Source organism: Stenotrophomonas sp. GD03794 (assembly GCF_029842145.1).
GTDB lineage: Bacteria > Pseudomonadota > Gammaproteobacteria > Xanthomonadales > Xanthomonadaceae > Stenotrophomonas > Stenotrophomonas riyadhensis.
In genome coordinates, this window is the sequence record NZ_JAOCFV010000039.1 from 1 (window position 1) to 18,772 (window position 18,772).

The window sequence follows — 18,772 nt, forward strand, 5'->3', positions numbered from 1 at the left end:
GTCCACGCAGCCCCAGTTGAGGATGCGGGTGCCGGCCGGCAGCACGCGGCGGAAGAAGTCCACGCGGCTCGGCTTCGGGTTCACCACCACCGGCGCCTTGGCGGCCAGCAGCAGCGGCAGGTCGGCAGTACTGTCGGAGTACGCGACGTCGATGTCGCCATAGCCGCGCTCGCGCAGCATGCGCATCTTCTCTTCGTTGTGGCAGTGGCGGGTCGGGCCGACGCCGCCCAGCCGCGGGCCGACCTCGGTGCCGATCACCGGCACGTCCTGGTGGGCCACGAAGGCCAGGATCGCGCGCGCCAGTTCCGGCGGCGCGCCGGTAGCGACCACCACGCGGTCGCCCTTGGCGCGGTGCGCAGCAAAGACCTCCAGCGCCTGCGGCAGCAGCTTGGCGCGCATCTGCGCCTCGTTGCGCAGCACGTAGGCGTCGATCACCTTGTTGAAATCACGCGCACGGTGCAGGCCGAAGCTGCCGATCCACACATAGACCGAAATGCCGGTGCGACGCGTCGGCAGCATCGCCACCAGCGGCCCGGCGATCGGCGTGACCAGCAGCGCTGCCAGCATCCGCAGTGGGTTGCGCTTGATCAGCGAAGCGAACAGGTGAGTACCCGAATCGCCGTCGTAGAGGGTGTGGTCGAAGTCGAAGACCACCAGCGGCGCATCCTCGCGCGGCGTTGGATAGTGCGTTGTCATGCCGCGAAGAATAGCTGACGCAGGCCCTCGCCCGGCTCTTCCACGCGCATGAAGGCCTCGCCGACCAGGAACGCATGGATGCCGGCATCACGCATCAGCGCCACGTCCTGCGGACCGAGGATGCCGCTCTCGGTGACCAGCAGGCGATCGCGCGGCACCGCTTTCTGCATGTCCAGCGTGGTCTGCAGCGACACCTCAAAGGTGCGCAGGTTGCGGTTGTTGATGCCGATCATCGGCGCCGGCACCTGCAGCGCACGCTCCAGCTCGTCGATGTCGTGCACTTCCACCAGCACGTCCATGCCCAGCGACAACGCCAGTTCGGACAGCGTGGCCAGCTGGGTGTCGTCCAGCGCGGCGACGATCAGCAGGATGCAGTCGGCGCCCAGCACGCGCGCCTCGTACACCTGGTAGGCGTCGATCACGAAGTCCTTGCGCAGCACCGGCAGCGTGCAGGCTTCGCGGGCCTGCTGCAGGTAGGCGTCGGCGCCCTGGAAGAAGTCCACGTCGGTCAACACCGACAGGCAGCTGGCGCCACCGAACTCGTAGCTGACCGCGATGTCGGCCGGGCGGAAGTCCGGGCGGATCACACCCTTGGAGGGGCTGGCCTTCTTCACCTCGGCAATCACCGCCGGGTCGCCGTTGGCCACCGCCGCCTGCAGCGCGCGCACGAAGCCACGTACCGGCGGGGCGCTGGCCACGGCGGCCTGCAGCTCCTCGAGCGGGCGCTGGGCGCGGCGCTGGGCCACTTCTTCGGCCTTGCGGGCCAGGATCGTCTGCAGGATGTCGCTCATCGTCTTCGGTTCGGTGCGGGGGCGGTGAGGACGGCCATTATCGGCCATCAAGAGGGTCAGGCTGAACCGCGCGCTCAGGCAACCAGCGCGCGGGTGGTCTCCACATACTGCTGCAGGCGCTGGCGGGCGCTGCCGTTGGCAATGGCGGCACGGGCGCGGGCCAGGCCGTCGCCGATGTCGCTGGCCACGCCGGCCACGTACAGCGCGGCGCCGGCATTCAGGGCCACGATGTCCAGCGCCGGGCCGGGCTGGTTGTCCAGCACCGCGCGCAGCATGGCGATGGACTGCTCCGGGCTGTCCACGCGCAGGTTGCGGCTGGCCGACATGGCGATGCCGAAGTCCTCCGGGTGGATCTCGTACTCGCGCACCTTGCCATCGCGCAGCTCGCCCACCAGGGTGCCGGCGCCCAGCGAAATCTCGTCCATGTTGTCGCGGCCCCAGACCACCATGGCGCGTTCGGTACCCAGCTCGCGCAGCACCCGTGCCTGGATACCCACCAGATCGGGGTGGAACACGCCCATCAGTACCGACGGTGCGCTGGCCGGGTTGGTCAGCGGGCCAAGGATGTTGAAGATGGTGCGCACGCCCATCTCGCGGCGGACCGGCGCGACGACCTTCATCGACGGGTGATGGATCGGCGCGAACATGAAACCGATACCGGTCTGCTCGATCGCCGCGGCCACCTGGGCCGGCTGCAGCTCGATGGCCGCACCCAGTGCTTCCACCGCATCGGCGCTGCCGGACTTGGACGACACGCTGCGGTTGCCATGCTTGGCCACGCGCGCACCGGCCGCAGCGGCGACGAACATCGCGCAGGTAGAGATGTTGAAGGTGTGCGAGCCATCGCCACCGGTGCCGACGATGTCGACCAGGTGGGTGCTGTCGGCCACCGGCACCGCCAGCGCGAATTCACGCATGACCGTGGCCGCCGCGGCGATCTCGTCGATGGTTTCCTTCTTCACGCGCAGGCCGGTGAGGATCGCGGCGGTCATCATCGGCGAGACGTCGCCGCGCATGATCTGCCGCATCAGGTCGACCATTTCGTCGAAGAAGATTTCGCGGTGCTCGATGGTGCGTTGCAGGGCTTCCTGGGGGGAGAAGCTCATGGGAATGCTCCTTGGATCAGGCCGCCGGACGCTGCAGGAAATTGCGCAGCAGGGCGTGGCCGTGTTCGGTGAGGATGGATTCGGGATGGAACTGCACGCCTTCCACCGGGAACTGGCGGTGGCGCAGGCCCATGATCTCTTCGATCGAGCCGTCGTCGTTCTCGGTCCAGGCGGTCACTTCCAGGCAGTCCGGCAGGCTGTTCTTGTCCACCACCAGCGAGTGGTAGCGGGTGGCCTGGTAGCGGTCCGGCAGGCCAGCGAACACGCCCTTGCCTTCATGGCGGATCGGCGAGGTCTTGCCGTGCATGATGTTGCCGGCACGGATGACCGTGCCGCCGTAGACCTGGCCGATGCCCTGGTGGCCCAGGCAGACGCCGAGGATGGGCGTGGTCGGGCCCAGGCGCTGGATCAGCTCCAGCGACACGCCCGCTTCGTTGGGCGTGCACGGGCCGGGCGAGATGACGATGCGCTCGGGCTTCTGCGCGGCGATCTCGTCCACGCTCATCGCATCGTTGCGCACCACCTTCACCTCGGCGCCCAGCGTCTGCAGGTACTGCACGAGGTTGTAGGTGAAGCTGTCGTAGTTGTCGATCATCCACAACATGGTCAGGTTCCGTCGCTTATCAGGAAAATGGCGTACACGTTTTCGGTGTAGGTGATGGGACCGGCCTCGATCGACTCCGGTGCCATGGGTGCGGGCGCTGCAGCGCTGCCGGTCAGGGTGATATCGGTAAGGCGTGGCTCAGGCACGCCGCTCACCTCACCCTCGACCGGCTGTGGCCATCGGCCGGCCTGGATGCCATAGGCGAAGTCCGGGGCCACGTCGGAGATGCTGTACAGGCCTCGCAGCTGGGTGCCGTAGGCCTTGGCCAGGCCCTGTGCGGACTCGCGGGTCCTGGCCGCGGCCTCGCCCTTGAGTTCGCGGCGCAGCGCCACTTCGCCCGAGTAGGTCGGGGCCACGCTGCTGACCTGCAGGTTCTCGTTGGCCTTCAGTGCAGCCAGCGTTGCCTGCATGGCCTGCACACTGGCGAAGCTCGCACGCAGCTGGCGCGCCACGCGGGTACCGATGAAGACCTGCTTGCCATTGTCGTAGCGATGGGCTGGACCAATCCGCAGATTGTCCGCACGCACGCTGCCTTCCACCGCCTTGTTCTGCTTGAACAGCGCCAGCACTCGCGCGACGTTGTCCTGCACGCGGCGGCGCGCGGCGTCGGCATCCATGTCGGTCTCTTCGATGTTCAACTGCAGGCCGAACCGGTCCGGCATCACCACGCGGCGCGCCTCGCCCTTCACCAGCAGGTGCGGCTGCGAGGGAATGGTATTGGCCTGCGCCCACGCAGACGGGGCCATCGTGGCCAGCAGTGACGACCACAGCAATGCGCTCAGCAGCTTCATGCAGTACTCCTTGTCTTGAACGGGAACGGCGGAACGACCACGGCGCAGCGGCCGTGGCGAGGCAGGCTTACAGGCCCTTGGCGGCCTGGGCGACGGCGCGGAACAGCGCGCGGCCCTTGTTCATCGTCTCGTCCCATTCCTTGTCCGGGTCCGAGTCGTAGACGATGCCGGCGCCGGCCTGCACGTACAGGCGGCCATCCTTGATCACCGCGGTGCGGATCGCGATCGCGGTATCGGCATCGCCGTGCCAACCGATGTAGCCGATGCTGCCGGCGTAGACATTGCGCTTGATCGGTTCCAGCTCGCGGATCACTTCCAGCGCACGGATCTTCGGCGCACCGCTGACGGTGCCGGCCGGGAAGGTGGCGCGCAGCACGTCGGCGTAGCTCAGGCCCGGCTGCAGCTGCCCGGTCACTTCGCTGACGATATGCATGACGTGGCTGTAGCGCTCGATCACGAACTGCTCGCCCACTTCCACGGTGCCGGCCTTCGATACGCGACCAGCATCGTTGCGGCCGAGGTCGATCAGCATCAGGTGCTCGGCACGTTCCTTCGGATCGGCCAGCAGCTCGGCTTCCAGCGCCAGGTCCTGCTCGACGGTCGCACCGCGCGGACGCGTGCCGGCGATTGGACGCACGGTGACTTCGCCATCCTGCAGGCGCACCAGGATTTCCGGCGAGGAACCGACCACCTGCAGGTCGCCGACATCGAGGAAATACATGTACGGCGAGGGATTCAATGCGCGCAGCGCGCGGTACACATCCACCGGGCGCGCCTTGAACGGCACGCTCAGGCGCTGGCTCAGCACCACCTGGAAGATGTCGCCGGCACGGATGTATTCCTTGCTGCGCTGGACCGCATCGACGAAGCCTTCGCGGGTGAAGCCGGAGACGAAATCGGACTCGTCCAGCACGTCGCTGTTGAGCGGCGCGGGATAGCCGGCCCCCGGTGCGCGCAGCTTGGCGGTCAATGCATCCAGGCGTGCCTGGGCCTGCTCGAAGGCACCGTCGACACGCGGATCGGCATGCACGATCAGGTACAGCCGGCCCTTGAGGTTGTCGAACACCGCCAGCTCGTTGGAGTCCAGCAGCAGGATGTCCGGCGTGCCCAGTTCATCGCGACCGGCCGGCGGTGCCAGGCGCGGTTCGATGTAGCCGATGCACTCGAAACCGAACCAGCCGACCAGGCCGCCGGTGAAGCCCGGCAGGCCTTCCAGCTTCGGCACCGAGTGAGCGCTGCGCAGCGCCTCGACTTCAGCGAACGGGTCGGCCACCTCGCGGGTGTCCACCACCTGGCCGTCTTCGCGCACGGTCAGCGTGTGGCCGTGGAAGGCGTACACGCGGCGCGCCGGCAGGCCGATGATCGAGTAACGACCAAAACGCTCGCCGCCTTCGACGGATTCAAACAGGTAGGTATTGGGGCCGTCGGCGAGCTTCAGATAGACCGAAAGCGGCGTGTCCAGGTCGGACAGCACTTCACGGACGACGGGAATATGGGTGTGGCCTTCAGCGGCCTGCAGCTGAAACTGAGCGTGCGAGTTCAAGACGACTTTCCTTCCGGGACACAGCGTTATGGGGGCGGACGACGGCAACGGGCCACCATCGCCACCAACGGCGTGCGGAAGAAAGGGTATGCGGGGTCGTCAGGCTGGACACCCCTTGACTGTATCGCAGCTTGGACGGGAGGGGAACCCTGTGAAACTGAACCACGGGCCGCCCCGGGGCGGCCAGGGAGACCGGCGCTACGCCGGGGCATTCTCAGCAGAGGCCCCAGCAAGCAACGGGCATCCGGTCGGCAGATGCATCCGTACCCTGCCCGGCACGCACGCGATGCGGAACTGGCGGGCCTGTACCGGTTCGCCGTCCAGGTTGAGCGTCAACGGGCGCTCGGATTCCACCTGCAGCCACGGCAGGCGCGCGCGCGTTGCCAGCTGTTCCAGTGCGGCCTGGGTGCCCGACTTCAGCATCTGGCCGAGCGTGGCGGTGACTTCACCCTCCAGCTCCGGAAGCACCGTCACGTCCAGCTGCCCATCATCGATCAGTGCCTGCGGGCACAACTGCTGGCCACCACCGGCCTGGCGGCCATTGCCGATGCCGAGCGCGATGAAGTCGCCCTCCCATGCGAAATCCGGACCCGACAGGCGCGCATGGATCGGCTCGATCCGCCCCAGCTTGGCGATGCCGGTGATCACATACGCCAGCCCGCCCAGCATCTTCTTCAAGCCGGCATCGGTCTCCACCGTCACCTGCGTGCCGAAGCCCCCGCTGGCGAGATTGGCGCACCACCAGGGCGTGCCATCGGCGTCCACGCGCAGCAGATCGATGGCGTGCGGCACCGCCTGCGCGATCAAGGCAAAGGCCTCCTTCGGCGCGGTCGGAATGCCGGCCGAGGTGGCGAAATCGTTGGCGGTCCCCATCGGAATCAGTGCAAGCGAGGGCAACGCATCTGCCGCTTCCTCACGGTGCGCCAGCGTCTCGGCCACGGCACTGAGCGTGCCATCACCACCGGCAGCGACGATCACGTCCACGCCATGATCGATGGCCTCGGCCACGTAGCGCTCGGCGTCACCGTCCTCCCAGGTCACCCGCACGTCCAGCTGCACGCCTTGCCCACGCCAATGACCGACCGCGTCGCGCAGCGCGTCATTGCCTGCGGATTTTCCGTTGAGGATCAGGCGCCAGCGCGGGGTGCTCATGCGGTGCTTCCAGGACGGGGGTGGCACAGGCTAGCAATGCGCCGTTTGTCCGCAGTGAATGTCACGCAGGTGTCATTCAGTTGCCGGAGAATGGAAGGCCATAGCAGGGACGACGGATGGAGGCAGGATCAGCCTCCCACGCATGCAGCGAGGCCACGCCAGTGATTGGCGTGGCTTTTTTTTGCCCGTTCGATAGGCTTCATCCACACAAAATAAAACAATATAATCGAGAAATGCTCGCTCAATGCTATTGAAACGAGCGCAACAGATCTTCAACTTCACCAACCTGCCTAGAAACCAATTCAAAACACAGGCCTGGTCGCGTCTCTGACCCCGTCAAGCTCCTTCCCGCTGCGAATACGTCGCTCGGCCGAATTCTCACTGTAGCCCCAAGGGAGTTCATCTGAGCCTCAACATGCTCAGGCGCAACGCCCGGGCAATTACGCAAGTACATCAGAATCTCGCTCTTCCACTCAGCATCCCCATCGCGTTCCTGCCAAGAGGAAGAATCGATAAATGGAATACCCAGCTCATCAAAAAGCGCGACAACAAAGGTTGCGCAGGTCAATCCCATACCCGGCGCCTCTCCTGCCCATTTGTCATCCTTAAACATGACTCCACCCATAGGGTGAGATACTGAATAAGGAATTGTATCAGGATTATTCTCCAGCCATATTTTTGCCTTGGATGCAAGGAGAATTTGATCGAATTCGCCTAGACGTGGGCACACCCAAATGTATCGATCGCGAGCAACCGCCTCAGAGCACCTTGCGCGAAGATGCCACTGCAAATCCCCATACATCAGTACTGCGCCTACCTCGTCGCGAAAAAACACTGCCACATGAAACTGATCACGCTCAGGCGAAGACAAACTCAAGACCAAACCAAAAAGCATGTCTGGTGCGGGCCAGGATTCTCCATTGAACCTTTGCATCCATGCCCCTCCTTTCTACAGCAGTCCACGAAGGAGATTGGAAGAGTCCAATCTCAATTCGTCAAGATGAGCCTTAAGCCGCCCTACCAAGTCTTCCCATGTGCTCAATTCTTTCCGAAATGTAAATGTATTCCTTGCAATAGCTAAGGAGACAACAGCTGGCAACTCATCAACGGGAACCAGATCCAAGCAATCAAAATCATCAACGCGCCCCAACGCCTTCGCATCCGAGGTCATGCGAGACACCAAGTTAACCACCTCGTGCTTCGAACAATCCCTGGAAGCTTTCACTACTTCGGCGATCCATTCCGGCTGGCCACTCCATTCCCCCTCAAGCCCAACCACCAGTGAACTAATTTCTCCTCTTTGAAAGACCTGGCCCCACGGAAAATCACTAGATAACTGAAGACCAAGATCGCGAGGCAAGTAGGAATAATTAATGTACCCCCGCATAATTCCACTTACTTCTTGCGCATAAAAGTCAGCACCTGTAAGCGTTCGGTATGCCAGTGTCGATACTTGCTCAACAGGGCGAACATCTCCAAACAACGGCAGCCACCCTAGCTCTGTAGAATCGGGCCCTACCGATAGCATCGCCGCGCTACTCATAGACGGGCTCCAAGCGCGCCAACCCCTGCTCACTAAGAAGCTCAAAAAAGAGCCGCTTGTTCGCTGAGTGAATCTCATCCAGCAGGCTTCCCGCACCGGCCACAAAACCCTCAAGATCCATATCAATATTTTTGTGGACGTCCACATCGAGCAAGGCACCGTGCAAACGCACCCCATCAGAATCCGCTCGCGCCGCTCGACTGAACAATGTCACCACACTCACAAACCCTTCCCGCTCCATTTCAACCTTCAGCTGAAGCGGCTGATTAATTAAATCCTCACAACCAATCCTCACCTTCGCATTGAATGACTCAAGCGCAGGAATACCATCTTCATCCGCCATGAAATCAGCGTACTTAAGAGAATATCCATTTATTTGAGAAACCGAAGCCGACGAAGCCAGGGCCTGAATTGTTTTCTCTATCATTGACTTGAAATCCCCCCACCCCCTGTAGGGCATAAGGCAGGAAATCCCCAGCCATCGGGAGCCCACAAGAACAGCGTAACTATTATCTATAGATATCTTCAATGACGGCGCACGCCTCAAGCCAGGCTCGCTACCACGAACGGAAGATGGCAATTGGGCAATTGGAAGAACTTCAATAGTCGGCTTAGCTTCAGAACTGTTTGCAGAAAAAACAGACAGCAACACGCCAGGCAGCATGTGCTCAACTATCGAATTAAATGCAAATGACATTCCGAACACCACATCAATCAGGGGTTCCTTCCCTAAACGAGCCGGAAGACGCACATTAGCCATCATTAGTCATCCTATTTCTCTTAATCCAATTATCACCAACTTCCCTATCCATCGAACAAACGACAGAAAAGTACGGGACCTAGCGCGGACTGTACCAGAACAAGCGACAATTGATTGGCAATTCGAACCATTACGCGGAAGCATACTTCGCGAGTGCCTGGCCCTGCAGCCGGTACACCGTCCACTCGTCCTGCGGCGTGGCACCAGCGGCGGTGTAGAACTCGATGGCCGGGGTGTTCCAGTCCAGCACCGACCATTCGAAACGGCCGCAGCCTTCGGCCACGGCCTGGCGTGCGATGTACTTCAGCAGCGCCTTGCCGGCGCCCACACCACGCTTTTCCTGGCTGACATACAGGTCTTCCAGGTAGATGCCCTTGCGGCCCAACCACGTGGAGTAGTTGTAGAAGTACACCGCATAGCCGATCGCTTCGCCGTCGACTTCGCAGATCAGCGCGCGGGCCGTGGCATCGGCGCCGAACAGGCTCTCGGCGATGCCGATCTCATCGGTCTGCACCGAATGCTCGGCCTTCTCGTAGATGGCCAGTTCGCGGATGAAATGCAGGATCAGGCCGGCATCAGCCACAGTGGCCGGACGGATGTTCAACAGAGCCATGGGCGAAAAAGGGATGGGGGGAATCAGGCGAGCTTAATCCCCTCCGTCCCTTTTTTGTCAGCGTGCCGCAGCGACATTCGCGCGCATCTGCGCGATCACGTCCTGGTAGCTGGTCTTGGCGTTGAAGATGGCCGAACCGGCAACGAAGGTATCGGCGCCGGCGGCGGCGATCTCGCCGATGTTGTCGGCCTTCACGCCGCCGTCGATCTCCAGGCGGATGTCCTTGCCGCTGGCATCGATCATCTTGCGCACCACGCGCAGCTTGTCCAGCGTCGAGGGGATGAAGGCCTGGCCGCCGAAGCCCGGGTTGACCGACATCAGCAGCACCAGGTCCAGGTCATCCAGCACCCAGTCGAGGATGTCCACCGGCGTGGCCGGATTGAGCACGATGCCCGGCTTGCAGCCCAGCGAGCGGATCAGCTGGATGGTGCGGTGCACGTGGCGGCTCGCTTCCGGGTGGAAGCTGATGTAGGTGGCACCGGCTTCGGCGAAGTCCGGGATGATGCGGTCCACCGGCTCGACCATCAGGTGCACGTCGATCGGCGCGGTCACGCCGTGCTTGCGCAGGGCCTGGCAGACCATCGGGCCGATGGTCAGGTTCGGCACGTAGTGGTTGTCCATCACATCGAAGTGGACCCAGTCCGCGCCGGCGGCGAGGACGTTGTCGACTTCCTCGCCGAGGCGGGCGAAGTTGGCGGACAGGATGGAGGGGGCGATGAGGCAGTTGGACATGGCCGGGCCTTGCAACGAGGGGAAAGTGGGTCAGCGCTTGCGCAGGGTCTTGATGCGGTCGTAGGCGGCATTGATCCGCCGCGACTTCTGCTCGGCCTGCTGCTGCAGCTCGGGGGCGGCGCCGCCGAGCTTGTCGGGGTGGTACTGCGAGATCAGCCTGCGGTAGGCGCGCTCGACCTCGGCATCGGTGGCCTCGGAGGTCAGCCCCAGCTCCCGGTACGGGTTCTCCTTGTTCAGGCGAAACCAGTCCGAGTCGAAGGCGTGGCCGATCAACAGGCCGACCACCGCGCCGAACAGCGGATTGGGCCGGAACAGCAGGGCGCCGGCGATGAATCCGAGCAGTTTTCCGTACCAGCGCATGGCGCTCCGGGGTCGACCGACGAAATGGACGCTCATTTTACGTCACAGCGGGCCCGGACCGCTTTACACTAGGCCGCCCGCTGGTCAGCGGGCCCGCCGGGTCCGTTGGGCAGCAGCCGTATCGACAACGCCCCAGGAGTGCCCGTGCCAACCACGCTGTTGCAATCCGATCTCCCCGGCCTGCCCTTGCGCCATCGCGGCAAGGTGCGTGATGTGTTCGATATCCCGCGCGAGCGGCTGCCAGCCGGAACCCCGCCGGGCGAGTACCTGCTGATGGTGGCCACCGATCGCCTGTCGGCGTTCGACGTGGTCCTGCCCGACCCGATCCCGGGCAAGGGCGAGATGCTCTGCCAGGTCTCCAACTTCTGGTTCGCCAAGACCGCGCACCTGATGCCCAACCACCTGACCGGCATCGACGTGGCCAGCGTGCTGCCCGAAGGCGTGGACCCGGCCCTGTACGCCAAGCGCGCGGTAGTCACCCGCAAGCTGAAGCCGGTGCCGGTGGAAGCGATCGCCCGCGGTTACCTGATCGGCAGCGGCTGGAAGGACTACCAGCGCACCGGCAAGGTCAGCGGCATCGACCTGCCGGACGGCCTGCGCCAGGCCGAGCAGCTGCCTGAGCCGATCTTCACCCCCTCGACCAAGGCCGCCGTGGGCGACCATGACGAGAACATCGATTTCGATGCGATGGTGAAGCAGGTCGGTGCCGAGATGGCCGAGCGTGTGCGCGACGCCACCCTGCGCATCTACAAGTTCGCCGCCGATTACGCCCGCGAGCGCGGCATCATCCTGGCCGATACCAAGTTCGAATTCGGTACCGATGCCGATGGCCGCCTGTACATCATGGACGAGATGCTGACGCCGGATTCCTCGCGTTACTGGCCGGCCGACGAGTACGAGGTGGGCACCAGCCCGCCGAGCTACGACAAGCAGTTCGTGCGCGATTACCTGGAGACGCTGGACTGGGGCAAGACCGCCCCGGGCCCGACCATCCCGGCCGAGATCATCGAGCGCACCCGCGCCAAGTACGCCGAGGCGCTGCAGCGCCTGGCCGGGATCAGCGTCGACTGATCCCCTGCGCCCCCGGCCGGTCTGGCTGGGGGCGTTCTGAATGCGGTACCGCCGGCCGCTGGCCGGCAACCTCGCGAACCTGCAGCCAGGCATGGCCTGGCTCTACTGCCGGTTGCCTGGGGTAGTGCCGGCCGCTGGCCGGCAACCTCGCGAACTCGGCTATGCTCTGGCTTGCCGGCCAGCGGCCGGCACTACCGTTGTCCGAGGAAGCAACGCAGCATGCAGACATCCACCGAGCTTGCGCGGCCGATCGACCGCTATTTCGCCAGCTACTCCGACGACCACCGCAATGTGATCAACCAGCGCATCCACGTGGTGGCGGTCCCGGCAATCCTGTGGTCGGTGGTGGCCCTGCTGTGGTGCCTGCCGCCACTGATCACCTGGCTCCAGTACGGCATCTGGTCGGCGTTCGCGATGTTCAGCGCCTGGTGCTTCTACAACAAGCTGTCGCGCCCGCTGGGCATCGGCATGCTCATCCAGTTCTTCGTGTTCGGCTGCCTGTGCCGCCTGCTGGAGGCCGAGATCGGCCTGCACAATCTGTTCTGGCTGGCGGTGGGCGTGTTCGTGGTGGCCTGGATCGCGCAGTTCATCGGTCACAAGTTCGAGGGCCGCAAGCCCAGCTTCCTGACCGACCTGACCTACCTGCTGATCGGCCCGGCCTGGGTGATGGCCAAGTTCTACCGCAAGCTCGACTGGCGCTACTGACCTGCCCGTGGCCGACCGCGCCCCTCGTTTCCTGAACGGGCAGATTCCGTCACCCGCACTCCACGACGGCCCTGCCAGCCTGCACCGGTGATCCGTTCCCCATCGCCCGCCCGTCGACGGCAGCCCCTGTGCGACAGGGCCTGCGGTCTCCCTGCGTGGGCGTAGGGTGTCCCCCGAGGGCAACCGGGGAGGGACCGCAGCAACGTGATGCTGCGCTGCAGAAAAAATGAATCAGCGGACGTTACATGCAATTGATCGCTGTTCGATGGGTTTCGGCGACATTTCGCAGCCTGTTATCCTCCCTGACCTGCTCGTGAATCATGGATTCCCTGCATGCTCCCCAGCCTGCCCCTGCTGCTGGCCCTGCCGTTCCTGATGGCAGCGGCTGTTGCGGCCTTCCCCCGTAGTTCGCGCTCGACTGCTGCCTGGCTGGCGGCGCTGGCGCCGTTGGGCGGGCTGGCCATCCTCGGCTGGCTGACCCCGTCGGTGCTCGACGGCCAGGTGGTGCGGACGATGGTCCCTTGGCTGCCGCAGATCGGCCTGGACTTCACCCTGCGCCTGGACGGGCTGGCCTGGATGTTCGCCGGGCTGGTGCTCGGCATCGGCGCGCTGGTGGTGCTGTATGCGCGCTACTACCTGAGCCAGCAGGACAACGCCCACCGCTTCTACTGCTACCTGCTGCTGTTCATGGGCGCCATGCTGGGCATGGTGCTGTCGGGCAACCTGCTGTTGCTGATGATCTTCTGGGAAATGACCAGCATCAGCTCGTTCCTGCTGATCGGCTTCTGGTCGCACCGCCAGGACGCCCGCGAGGGCGCACGCATGGCGCTGGTGATCACCGGCGGCGGTGGCCTGGCCCTGCTCGGTGGCGTGCTGCTGATCGGCCGCATCGTCGGCAGCTTCGACCTGGACGTGGTGCTGGCCGCCGGCGAGCAGATCCGCGCCAGCGCGCTGTACCCCTACGCCCTGTTCCTGGTGCTGGCCGGCATCTTCACCAAGAGCGCGCAGTTCCCGTTCCACTTCTGGCTGCCGCACGCGATGGCGGCGCCCACGCCGGTCTCGGCCTACCTGCATTCGGCCACCATGGTGAAGGCCGGCGTGTTCCTGCTGGCACGCCTGCACCCGGCGCTGGCCGGCAGCGACCTGTTCTTCTACACGGTCAGTGGCATCGGCGCGCTGACCCTGCTGATCGGTGCCTGGAATGCGATCTTCCAGCACGACCTGAAAGGCCTGCTGGCGTACTCGACCATTTCCCACCTTGGCCTGATCACCCTGCTGTTCGGCCTGTCCACGCCGATGGCGGTGGTGGCCGGCGTGTTCCACATCCTCAACCACGCCACCTTCAAGGCCTCGCTGTTCATGGCCGCCGGCATCATCGACCACGAAACCGGCACCCGTGACATGCGCAAGCTGGGCGGCCTGCGCAGGCTGATGCCGTTCACCAGCGCGCTGGCGATCATCGCCTCGCTGGCGATGGCCGGCATCCCGCTGCTCAACGGCTTCCTGTCCAAGGAAATGCTGTTCGCCGAAGCGCTGACCGCCGGCGGCGGCCCGGGCGCCATGCGCACGGCGGTGTCGATCGCGGCGCTGCTGGCCGGTGTGTTCGGCGTGGCCTACAGCCTGCGCTTCGTGCACGACACCTTCTTCGGCCCCGGCCCGCACGACCTCGACCGCGTGCCGCATGAGCCGCCGCGCTGGATGAAGGTGCCGGTGGAACTGCTGGTGGTGATCTGCGTGGCGGTGGGCATCGCCCCGGCACTGACCGTGGCGCCGGTGCTGCATGCCGCCGCGGCCTCGATCCTCGGCAATGCCATGCCCGAGTACAGCCTGGCGGTATGGCACGGTTTCAACCTGCCGCTGGCAATGAGTGCGATCGGCGTGGTCGGTGGCGTGGCGCTGTACTTCGGCCTGCGCAGGCTGATCAATCTGCACGGCGTGGAAACCCGCACCACCGGCCGCAACGTGTTCCATGCGCAGCTGGATGCGCTTTCCGCGCTGGCCATGCGCCTGACCAACGGCATCGCCAACGGCAGCCTGCAGCGCATGCTGCTGGGCCTGGTGCTGGTGGCGATCGTGGTCGCCGCCGCACCATTCGTGGCCAATCCGGCCTCGCCGAACTGGACCGCGCCGCAGCCGATCCCGCTGCTGGGCTGGGCGCTGTGGCTGGTGATGATGGCCTGTGCGGTCGCCACCCTGCGCGTCTACAAGCAGCGCCTGCTGGCGGTGCTGCTGGTCGGCGGCGTCGGCCTGATGGTGGCGCTGACCTTCGTGTTCCTGTCCGCGCCCGACCTCGCCCTGACCCAGCTGCTGGTGGAGATGGTGACCCTGGTGCTGATGCTGCTGGGCATGAACTACCTGCCCGCGCAGTCCGGGCCGGAGCGGCCGCGCTGGCGCAAGCGCCGCGATGCGGTGATCGCGATCATCGCCGGTGCCGGCCTTGGCGCGCTGGCGTACTCCGCGATGACCCTGCCGCCGAACACCATGGCCGGCGAGCTGCTGGGCCGGGCACTGCCCGAGGCCTACGGCCAGAACGTGGTCAACGTGATCCTGGTCGACTTCCGCGGCTTCGATACCTTCGGCGAGATCACCGTGTTCGGCATCGCCGCGCTGGTGGTGCACGCGCTGCTGCGGCGCACCCGCATGGCGCCGGAGCAGATCATGCCCGGCCCGCCAATCAAGCTGCCGGTGCCGGCCGACCTGGCGCAGATCATGTTCCCGCTGACCCTGACCGTATCGATCTTCCTGTTCCTGCGCGGCCACAACGCGCCGGGCGGTGGCTTCATCGCCGGCCTGGTGCTGGCGGTGCCGCTGCTGATCCAGTACGTGATCCAGGGCACCGCGTCGGTGGAATCGCGCTTCGGCTTCGACTACATCCGCTGCATCGGCACGGGCCTGTTGATCGCCCTGCTCAGCGGCAGCGCGTCGATGCTGTTCGGCGTGCCGTTCCTGACCAGCGGCCACCTCGACCTGCACCTGCCGCTGATCGGTGACGTGCCACTGGCCAGCGCCATCGGCTTCGACATCGGCGTGTACCTGGTGGTGTTCGGTGGCGCCATGCTGATGCTGTCGATGATGGGCACGATCAAGCCGTCGCGTACCCGTACCGCCCGCAAGGGTGAGATCGACCTGCAACGCCGTTCGGCACGCACCGGGGAGATGCACTGATGGAACTGGCCCTGGCTACCGCGATCGGCGTGCTGACCGCGATCGGCGTCTACCTGCTGCTGCGTGCGCGCAGCTTTGACGTGATCCTCGGCATGACCTTCCTGTCCTATGCGACCAACCTGCTGATCTTCGCCGGTGGCCGCGTGGTGCTGGGCAAGGCGCCGGTGCTGCAGGAAGGCGTGGACAGCCACCTCGGCAACTACACCGACCCGCTGCCGCAGGCGCTGGTGCTGACCGCGATCGTGATCGCCTTCGCGATGACCGCCGTCAGCATCGTGCTGGCCATGCGCAGCCGCAGCGACAACCACAGCGACCATGTGGACGCCCACGAACCTGACGAAACCGGACCAGGCGACGACGCGCCGCCGCGCCAGGGCGAGGATCGCGCATGAACCATCTGGTGATCCTGCCGATCCTGATTCCGCTGCTCGGTGCCGCACTGTCGCTGTTCGTCGAGCACCGCCGCTATGGCCCCAGGGTGCAGCGCACGGTGGCCTGGACCTCGCTGTCGGCGCTGGCGCTGGCGGTGGGCCTGCTGTTCGCATCGACCGCGGGCGGTGACATCAACGTCTACCTGCTGGGCGACTGGCCGTCGCGGCTGGGCATCGCGCTGGTGGCCGACCGGCTGTCGGCATGGATGCTGCTGACCACCCTGCTGCTGGCCATTCCCTGCCTGCTGCATGCCTGCTCGGGCTGGGACCGCCGCGCGCCGCACTTCCATGCACTGTTCCAGTTCCAGCTGGTCGGCCTCAACGGTGCGTTCCTCACCGGCGACATCTTCAACCTGTTCGTGTTCTTCGAGGTGATGCTGATCGCCTCCTACGGCCTGCTGCTCAGTGGTGGCCGCGGCCTGCGCATGCGCATCGGCCTGCACTACGTGGTGTTCAACGTCACCGCCTCGACGTTGTTCCTGATCGCGCTGGGCCTGCTGTACGCCTCGCTGGGTTCGCTGAACATGGCCGAGCTCTCGCAGCGCATCGCCGAAGTGCCGCCGGCGCAGCTGACCCTGGTGAAGGCGACGATGGGCCTGTTGCTGCTGGTGTTCTGCGCCAAGGCCGCATTGATGCCGCTGTACCTGTGGCTGCCGGAAGCCTATTCGCGCGCACCGGCTGCAGTCGCCGCCCTGTTCGCGATCATGACCAAGGTCGGCCTGTACTCGGTGCTGCGCATCCAGATGCTGTGGTTCGGCGACGATGCCGGTGCGATGGCCGGCTACGGCCGCGACTGGCTGCTGTGGGCCGGCGTGGCAACGCTGGTGCTTGGCGGCCTCGGTGCGCTGGCCGCGACCCGCCTGCGCGTGCTGATCTCGTACCTGGTGATCATCTCGGCAGCCACGCTGTTCATCGCCTTCTCGGTAGGCACGCCGCAGGTGCTGTCGGCCGGCCTGTACTACCTGCCGCACAGCAGCTTCGTCGCCGCCGCACTGTTCCTGATTGCCGACCTGATCCGCCGCCGTCGCGGTGGCGCCAGCGACCGCAAGGAAGTGGTCGCGCCGATGCCGGGCAAGGAAACCCCGGCGGTGCTGTTCCTGATCGGCGCGGTGTCGGTGGCCGGCCTGCCGCCGCTGTCCGGCTTCCTGGCCAAGGCCGCGCTGCTGGCCGGCATACCGGCGCAGTACACCGCCCCGGTGTGGACTGCGGTGCTGGTCAGCAGCCTGCTGGTGATCATGGGCCTGACCCGCGGCGGCATCCGCCTGTTCTGGCGCGTGCCGCCGGTCGAGGCCGATGCACCGAAGCCGCGCAAGGCACGCCTGCGCCGGGTCGAGCTGTACGCGGCCTGCATCCTGCTGGCCTATGGCATCGGCATGACCCTGGCCGCTGCACCGCTGATGCGCTACACCGACGCCACCGCTGCACAGCTGCTGCACCCCAGCGAGTATGTGCAGCAGCTGCGTGCGACCCCGCCGGAGATCCGCCAGCCATGACCGCCCAGCGCTCCCTGTTCCGCCGCATCATTCCCTCGCCGATGCTCAGCATCATGGTGGTGGCGTTCTGGCTGCTGATGTCCGACAGCTTCACCCTCGGCCAGTTCGTGCTGGGGCTGGTGCTGGGCGTGGTGGTGCCGCTGTTCGCCGCGCGCCTGGACCGCGAGTTCGCCCGCATCGGCACCCTGCGCCCGCTGCCCAAGCTGCTGTGCGTGACCCTGTGGGACATCCTGATGTCCAACATCCGCGTGGCGATCCAGGTACTGGGCCCGGAGAAGAACATCCACCCGGGTTTCATCTGGCTGCCGCTGGACATCGCCAACATCCACGGCATCGCCGCGCTGACCAGCATGATCACCCTGACCCCGGGCACGGTCTCGGCCGCGCTCAGCGACGACCGCAGGTTCCTGCTGGTGCACGTGCTGCACCTGGAGGACCCGCAGGACCTGATCGACACGATCAAGCGACGTTACGAAGCCCCGTTGATGGAGATCTTCCCATGACTGGATTCCAGATCATCCAGACCACGCTGGTGGTGTGCATGCACGTGGTCGGGCTGGCGATGCTGCTGGCCACCTGGCGCCTGCTGCGCGGCCCGACCGTGCCCGACCGCATCCTCGCGCTGGACACCCTGTCGGTGACTGCCATTGCCGAGCTGATGCTGTTCGGCATGTACCTCAACTCAGCGATCTATTTCGAAGCCGCACTGGTCATCGCCATGCTCGGCTTCGGCAGCACCGTGGTGCTGAGCAAGTTCGTGCTGCGCCGGGACATCGTCGAATGATCACTGCGATCCAGATCGGCCTGTCGATCCTGCTGCTGTTCGGCTGCTTCTTCATCCTGGTCGGCGCACTGGGCCTGGTGAAGCTGTCCACCTTCTTCAAGCGGCTGCACGCACCGACCAAGGCCAGCACGCTGGGCGTGGGCTGCGTGCTGGTGTGTTCGGTGTGCTACCACATCTTCCTCGGCCAGGACCCACAGCCGCGCGAGCTGCTGATCACCGTGTTCCTGTTCATCACTGCACCGATCAGCGCACACATGATGGCCAAGGCCGCGCTGTCGCTGCTGATGGAAACCCGCCCCAGCCTGCCCGGCAACGAGCCGGCTGCTGAAGAGCAGCTGCCGCCGCCGGAACCGGTGCGGGAAGAAGAAACCACGCAGAACCGGTAAATCCGGTAGAGGCCGACCTTGGTCGGCGCTTTGTTTCCCCGAGTGC

Annotated in this window: 21 protein-coding genes; 8 read left to right on the forward strand and 13 right to left on the reverse strand. The window is 65.1% G+C overall.

The annotated features are described in order from the left end of the window. From N5D91_RS17515 to N5D91_RS17575, 13 genes are all read right to left on the reverse strand, one after another. Positions 1-696 (reverse strand): haloacid dehalogenase-like hydrolase (locus tag N5D91_RS17515; RefSeq protein ID WP_279922717.1); only part of this gene is annotated, 696 nt, incomplete at its 3' end. Continuing rightward, entirely contained in the window at positions 693-1,487 is a 795-nt protein-coding gene (gene trpC / locus N5D91_RS17520) for an indole-3-glycerol phosphate synthase TrpC (protein WP_106550927.1), read from the reverse strand. The genes trpC and N5D91_RS17515, both read right to left, overlap by 4 nt. Before the next feature lie 74 nt (positions 1,488-1,561). Continuing rightward, positions 1,562-2,593 (reverse strand): anthranilate phosphoribosyltransferase, encoded by a 1,032-nt coding sequence (gene trpD / locus N5D91_RS17525; RefSeq protein WP_110713969.1) that lies wholly within the window; start codon positions 2,591-2,593, stop codon positions 1,562-1,564. Positions 2,594-2,609: 16 nt separating this feature from the next. Then, positions 2,610-3,197 carry an aminodeoxychorismate/anthranilate synthase component II gene (locus tag N5D91_RS17530; protein ID WP_014648668.1) on the reverse strand — a complete coding sequence of 196 codons (588 nt, stop codon included), beginning with the start codon at positions 3,195-3,197 and terminating at the stop codon, positions 2,610-2,612. Positions 3,198-3,199: 2 nt separating this feature from the next. Then, positions 3,200-3,988 (reverse strand): SIMPL domain-containing protein, encoded by a 789-nt coding sequence (locus N5D91_RS17535; protein ID WP_110713970.1) that lies wholly within the window; start codon positions 3,986-3,988, stop codon positions 3,200-3,202. A 67-nt stretch (positions 3,989-4,055) separates the two neighbouring features. Further along, positions 4,056-5,531 carry an anthranilate synthase component I gene (trpE, locus tag N5D91_RS17540; protein WP_049443910.1) on the reverse strand — a complete coding sequence of 492 codons (1,476 nt, stop codon included), beginning with the start codon at positions 5,529-5,531 and terminating at the stop codon, positions 4,056-4,058. Positions 5,532-5,729: 198 nt separating this feature from the next. Next, entirely contained in the window at positions 5,730-6,683 is a 954-nt protein-coding gene (gene yegS, locus N5D91_RS17545; protein ID WP_180854041.1) for a lipid kinase YegS, read from the reverse strand. A gap of 247 nt (positions 6,684-6,930) precedes the next feature. Beyond that, positions 6,931-7,617 carry a hypothetical protein gene (locus N5D91_RS17550; RefSeq protein ID WP_164161305.1) on the reverse strand — a complete coding sequence of 229 codons (687 nt, stop codon included), beginning with the start codon at positions 7,615-7,617 and terminating at the stop codon, positions 6,931-6,933. A 15-nt stretch (positions 7,618-7,632) separates the two neighbouring features. Further along, positions 7,633-8,226: a hypothetical protein gene (locus N5D91_RS17555; protein WP_180854042.1), complete on the reverse strand. Its 594-nt coding sequence runs from the start codon at positions 8,224-8,226 to the stop codon at positions 7,633-7,635. Further along, positions 8,219-8,986: a TIGR04255 family protein gene (locus N5D91_RS17560; RefSeq protein WP_164161308.1), complete on the reverse strand. Its 768-nt coding sequence runs from the start codon at positions 8,984-8,986 to the stop codon at positions 8,219-8,221. Before N5D91_RS17560 ends, N5D91_RS17555 begins: the two co-directional genes overlap by 8 nt. 130 nt (positions 8,987-9,116) lie before the next feature. Further along, complete coding sequence (locus tag N5D91_RS17565; protein ID WP_164161310.1) at positions 9,117-9,599, reverse strand: GNAT family N-acetyltransferase; 483 nt, start codon at positions 9,597-9,599, stop codon at positions 9,117-9,119. Positions 9,600-9,656: 57 nt separating this feature from the next. Then, positions 9,657-10,331, reverse strand: coding sequence for a ribulose-phosphate 3-epimerase (rpe, locus tag N5D91_RS17570; RefSeq protein ID WP_180854043.1), 675 nt, complete (start codon positions 10,329-10,331; stop codon positions 9,657-9,659). 30 nt (positions 10,332-10,361) lie between these two features. After that, positions 10,362-10,691: a DnaJ domain-containing protein gene (locus N5D91_RS17575; RefSeq protein ID WP_014038745.1), complete on the reverse strand. Its 330-nt coding sequence runs from the start codon at positions 10,689-10,691 to the stop codon at positions 10,362-10,364. Between the two features lie 144 nt (positions 10,692-10,835). Here N5D91_RS17575 and N5D91_RS17580 point away from each other — a divergent pair, with 144 nt between their 5' ends. From N5D91_RS17580 to N5D91_RS17615, 8 genes are all read left to right on the forward strand, one after another. Then, positions 10,836-11,762 carry a phosphoribosylaminoimidazolesuccinocarboxamide synthase gene (locus N5D91_RS17580; protein ID WP_162622101.1) on the forward strand — a complete coding sequence of 309 codons (927 nt, stop codon included), beginning with the start codon at positions 10,836-10,838 and terminating at the stop codon, positions 11,760-11,762. 219 nt (positions 11,763-11,981) lie between these two features. Continuing rightward, positions 11,982-12,467: an Mpo1-like protein gene (locus N5D91_RS17585; RefSeq protein ID WP_153854691.1), complete on the forward strand. Its 486-nt coding sequence runs from the start codon at positions 11,982-11,984 to the stop codon at positions 12,465-12,467. Between the two features lie 333 nt (positions 12,468-12,800). Continuing rightward, the gene (locus tag N5D91_RS17590) at positions 12,801-15,632 is read left to right on the forward strand and encodes a monovalent cation/H+ antiporter subunit A (RefSeq protein ID WP_164161314.1); all 2,832 of its coding nucleotides are present in this window, start codon (positions 12,801-12,803) and stop codon (positions 15,630-15,632) included. Continuing rightward, the gene (locus N5D91_RS17595) at positions 15,632-16,024 is read left to right on the forward strand and encodes a Na+/H+ antiporter subunit C (RefSeq protein WP_153854693.1); all 393 of its coding nucleotides are present in this window, start codon (positions 15,632-15,634) and stop codon (positions 16,022-16,024) included. The genes N5D91_RS17590 and N5D91_RS17595 overlap by 1 nt, the downstream gene beginning before the upstream one ends. Continuing rightward, positions 16,021-17,556 (forward strand): monovalent cation/H+ antiporter subunit D, encoded by a 1,536-nt coding sequence (locus tag N5D91_RS17600; protein WP_180854044.1) that lies wholly within the window; start codon positions 16,021-16,023, stop codon positions 17,554-17,556. The genes N5D91_RS17595 and N5D91_RS17600 overlap by 4 nt, the downstream gene beginning before the upstream one ends. Continuing rightward, positions 17,553-18,059, forward strand: coding sequence for a Na+/H+ antiporter subunit E (locus tag N5D91_RS17605; RefSeq protein WP_110713978.1), 507 nt, complete (start codon positions 17,553-17,555; stop codon positions 18,057-18,059). Before N5D91_RS17600 ends, N5D91_RS17605 begins: the two co-directional genes overlap by 4 nt. Then, entirely contained in the window at positions 18,056-18,340 is a 285-nt protein-coding gene (locus tag N5D91_RS17610) for a K+/H+ antiporter subunit F (RefSeq protein WP_006399171.1), read from the forward strand. The genes N5D91_RS17605 and N5D91_RS17610 overlap by 4 nt, the downstream gene beginning before the upstream one ends. Continuing rightward, positions 18,337-18,726 carry a Na+/H+ antiporter subunit G gene (locus tag N5D91_RS17615; RefSeq protein ID WP_049401677.1) on the forward strand — a complete coding sequence of 130 codons (390 nt, stop codon included), beginning with the start codon at positions 18,337-18,339 and terminating at the stop codon, positions 18,724-18,726. The genes N5D91_RS17610 and N5D91_RS17615 overlap by 4 nt, the downstream gene beginning before the upstream one ends. The last annotated feature ends 46 nt before the right edge of the window (positions 18,727-18,772 follow it).

What these genes read in the sequence shown, in the direction of transcription:
- N5D91_RS17530 (WP_014648668.1), bottom strand. Translation starts at nt 3,197, where the DNA reads ATGTTGTGGATGATCGACAACTACGACAGCTTCACCTACAACCTCGTG.
- N5D91_RS17535 (WP_110713970.1), bottom strand. Translation starts at nt 3,988, where the DNA reads ATGAAGCTGCTGAGCGCATTGCTGTGGTCGTCACTGCTGGCCACGATG.
- rpe (WP_180854043.1), bottom strand. Translation starts at nt 10,331, where the DNA reads ATGTCCAACTGCCTCATCGCCCCCTCCATCCTGTCCGCCAACTTCGCC.
- trpD (WP_110713969.1), bottom strand. Translation starts at nt 2,593, where the DNA reads ATGAGCTTCTCCCCCCAGGAAGCCCTGCAACGCACCATCGAGCACCGC.
- N5D91_RS17610 (WP_006399171.1), top strand. Translation starts at nt 18,056, where the DNA reads ATGACTGGATTCCAGATCATCCAGACCACGCTGGTGGTGTGCATGCAC.
- N5D91_RS17555 (WP_180854042.1), bottom strand. Translation starts at nt 8,226, where the DNA reads ATGAGTAGCGCGGCGATGCTATCGGTAGGGCCCGATTCTACAGAGCTA.
- N5D91_RS17565 (WP_164161310.1), bottom strand. Translation starts at nt 9,599, where the DNA reads ATGGCTCTGTTGAACATCCGTCCGGCCACTGTGGCTGATGCCGGCCTG.
- N5D91_RS17595 (WP_153854693.1), top strand. Translation starts at nt 15,632, where the DNA reads ATGGAACTGGCCCTGGCTACCGCGATCGGCGTGCTGACCGCGATCGGC.
- N5D91_RS17590 (WP_164161314.1), top strand. Translation starts at nt 12,801, where the DNA reads ATGCTCCCCAGCCTGCCCCTGCTGCTGGCCCTGCCGTTCCTGATGGCA.
- N5D91_RS17550 (WP_164161305.1), bottom strand. Translation starts at nt 7,617, where the DNA reads ATGCAAAGGTTCAATGGAGAATCCTGGCCCGCACCAGACATGCTTTTT.
- N5D91_RS17575 (WP_014038745.1), bottom strand. Translation starts at nt 10,691, where the DNA reads ATGCGCTGGTACGGAAAACTGCTCGGATTCATCGCCGGCGCCCTGCTG.
- N5D91_RS17560 (WP_164161308.1), bottom strand. Translation starts at nt 8,986, where the DNA reads ATGGCTAATGTGCGTCTTCCGGCTCGTTTAGGGAAGGAACCCCTGATT.
- yegS (WP_180854041.1), bottom strand. Translation starts at nt 6,683, where the DNA reads ATGAGCACCCCGCGCTGGCGCCTGATCCTCAACGGAAAATCCGCAGGC.
- N5D91_RS17605 (WP_110713978.1), top strand. Translation starts at nt 17,553, where the DNA reads ATGACCGCCCAGCGCTCCCTGTTCCGCCGCATCATTCCCTCGCCGATG.
- N5D91_RS17600 (WP_180854044.1), top strand. Translation starts at nt 16,021, where the DNA reads ATGAACCATCTGGTGATCCTGCCGATCCTGATTCCGCTGCTCGGTGCC.
- N5D91_RS17585 (WP_153854691.1), top strand. Translation starts at nt 11,982, where the DNA reads ATGCAGACATCCACCGAGCTTGCGCGGCCGATCGACCGCTATTTCGCC.
- N5D91_RS17615 (WP_049401677.1), top strand. Translation starts at nt 18,337, where the DNA reads ATGATCACTGCGATCCAGATCGGCCTGTCGATCCTGCTGCTGTTCGGC.
- trpC (WP_106550927.1), bottom strand. Translation starts at nt 1,487, where the DNA reads ATGAGCGACATCCTGCAGACGATCCTGGCCCGCAAGGCCGAAGAAGTG.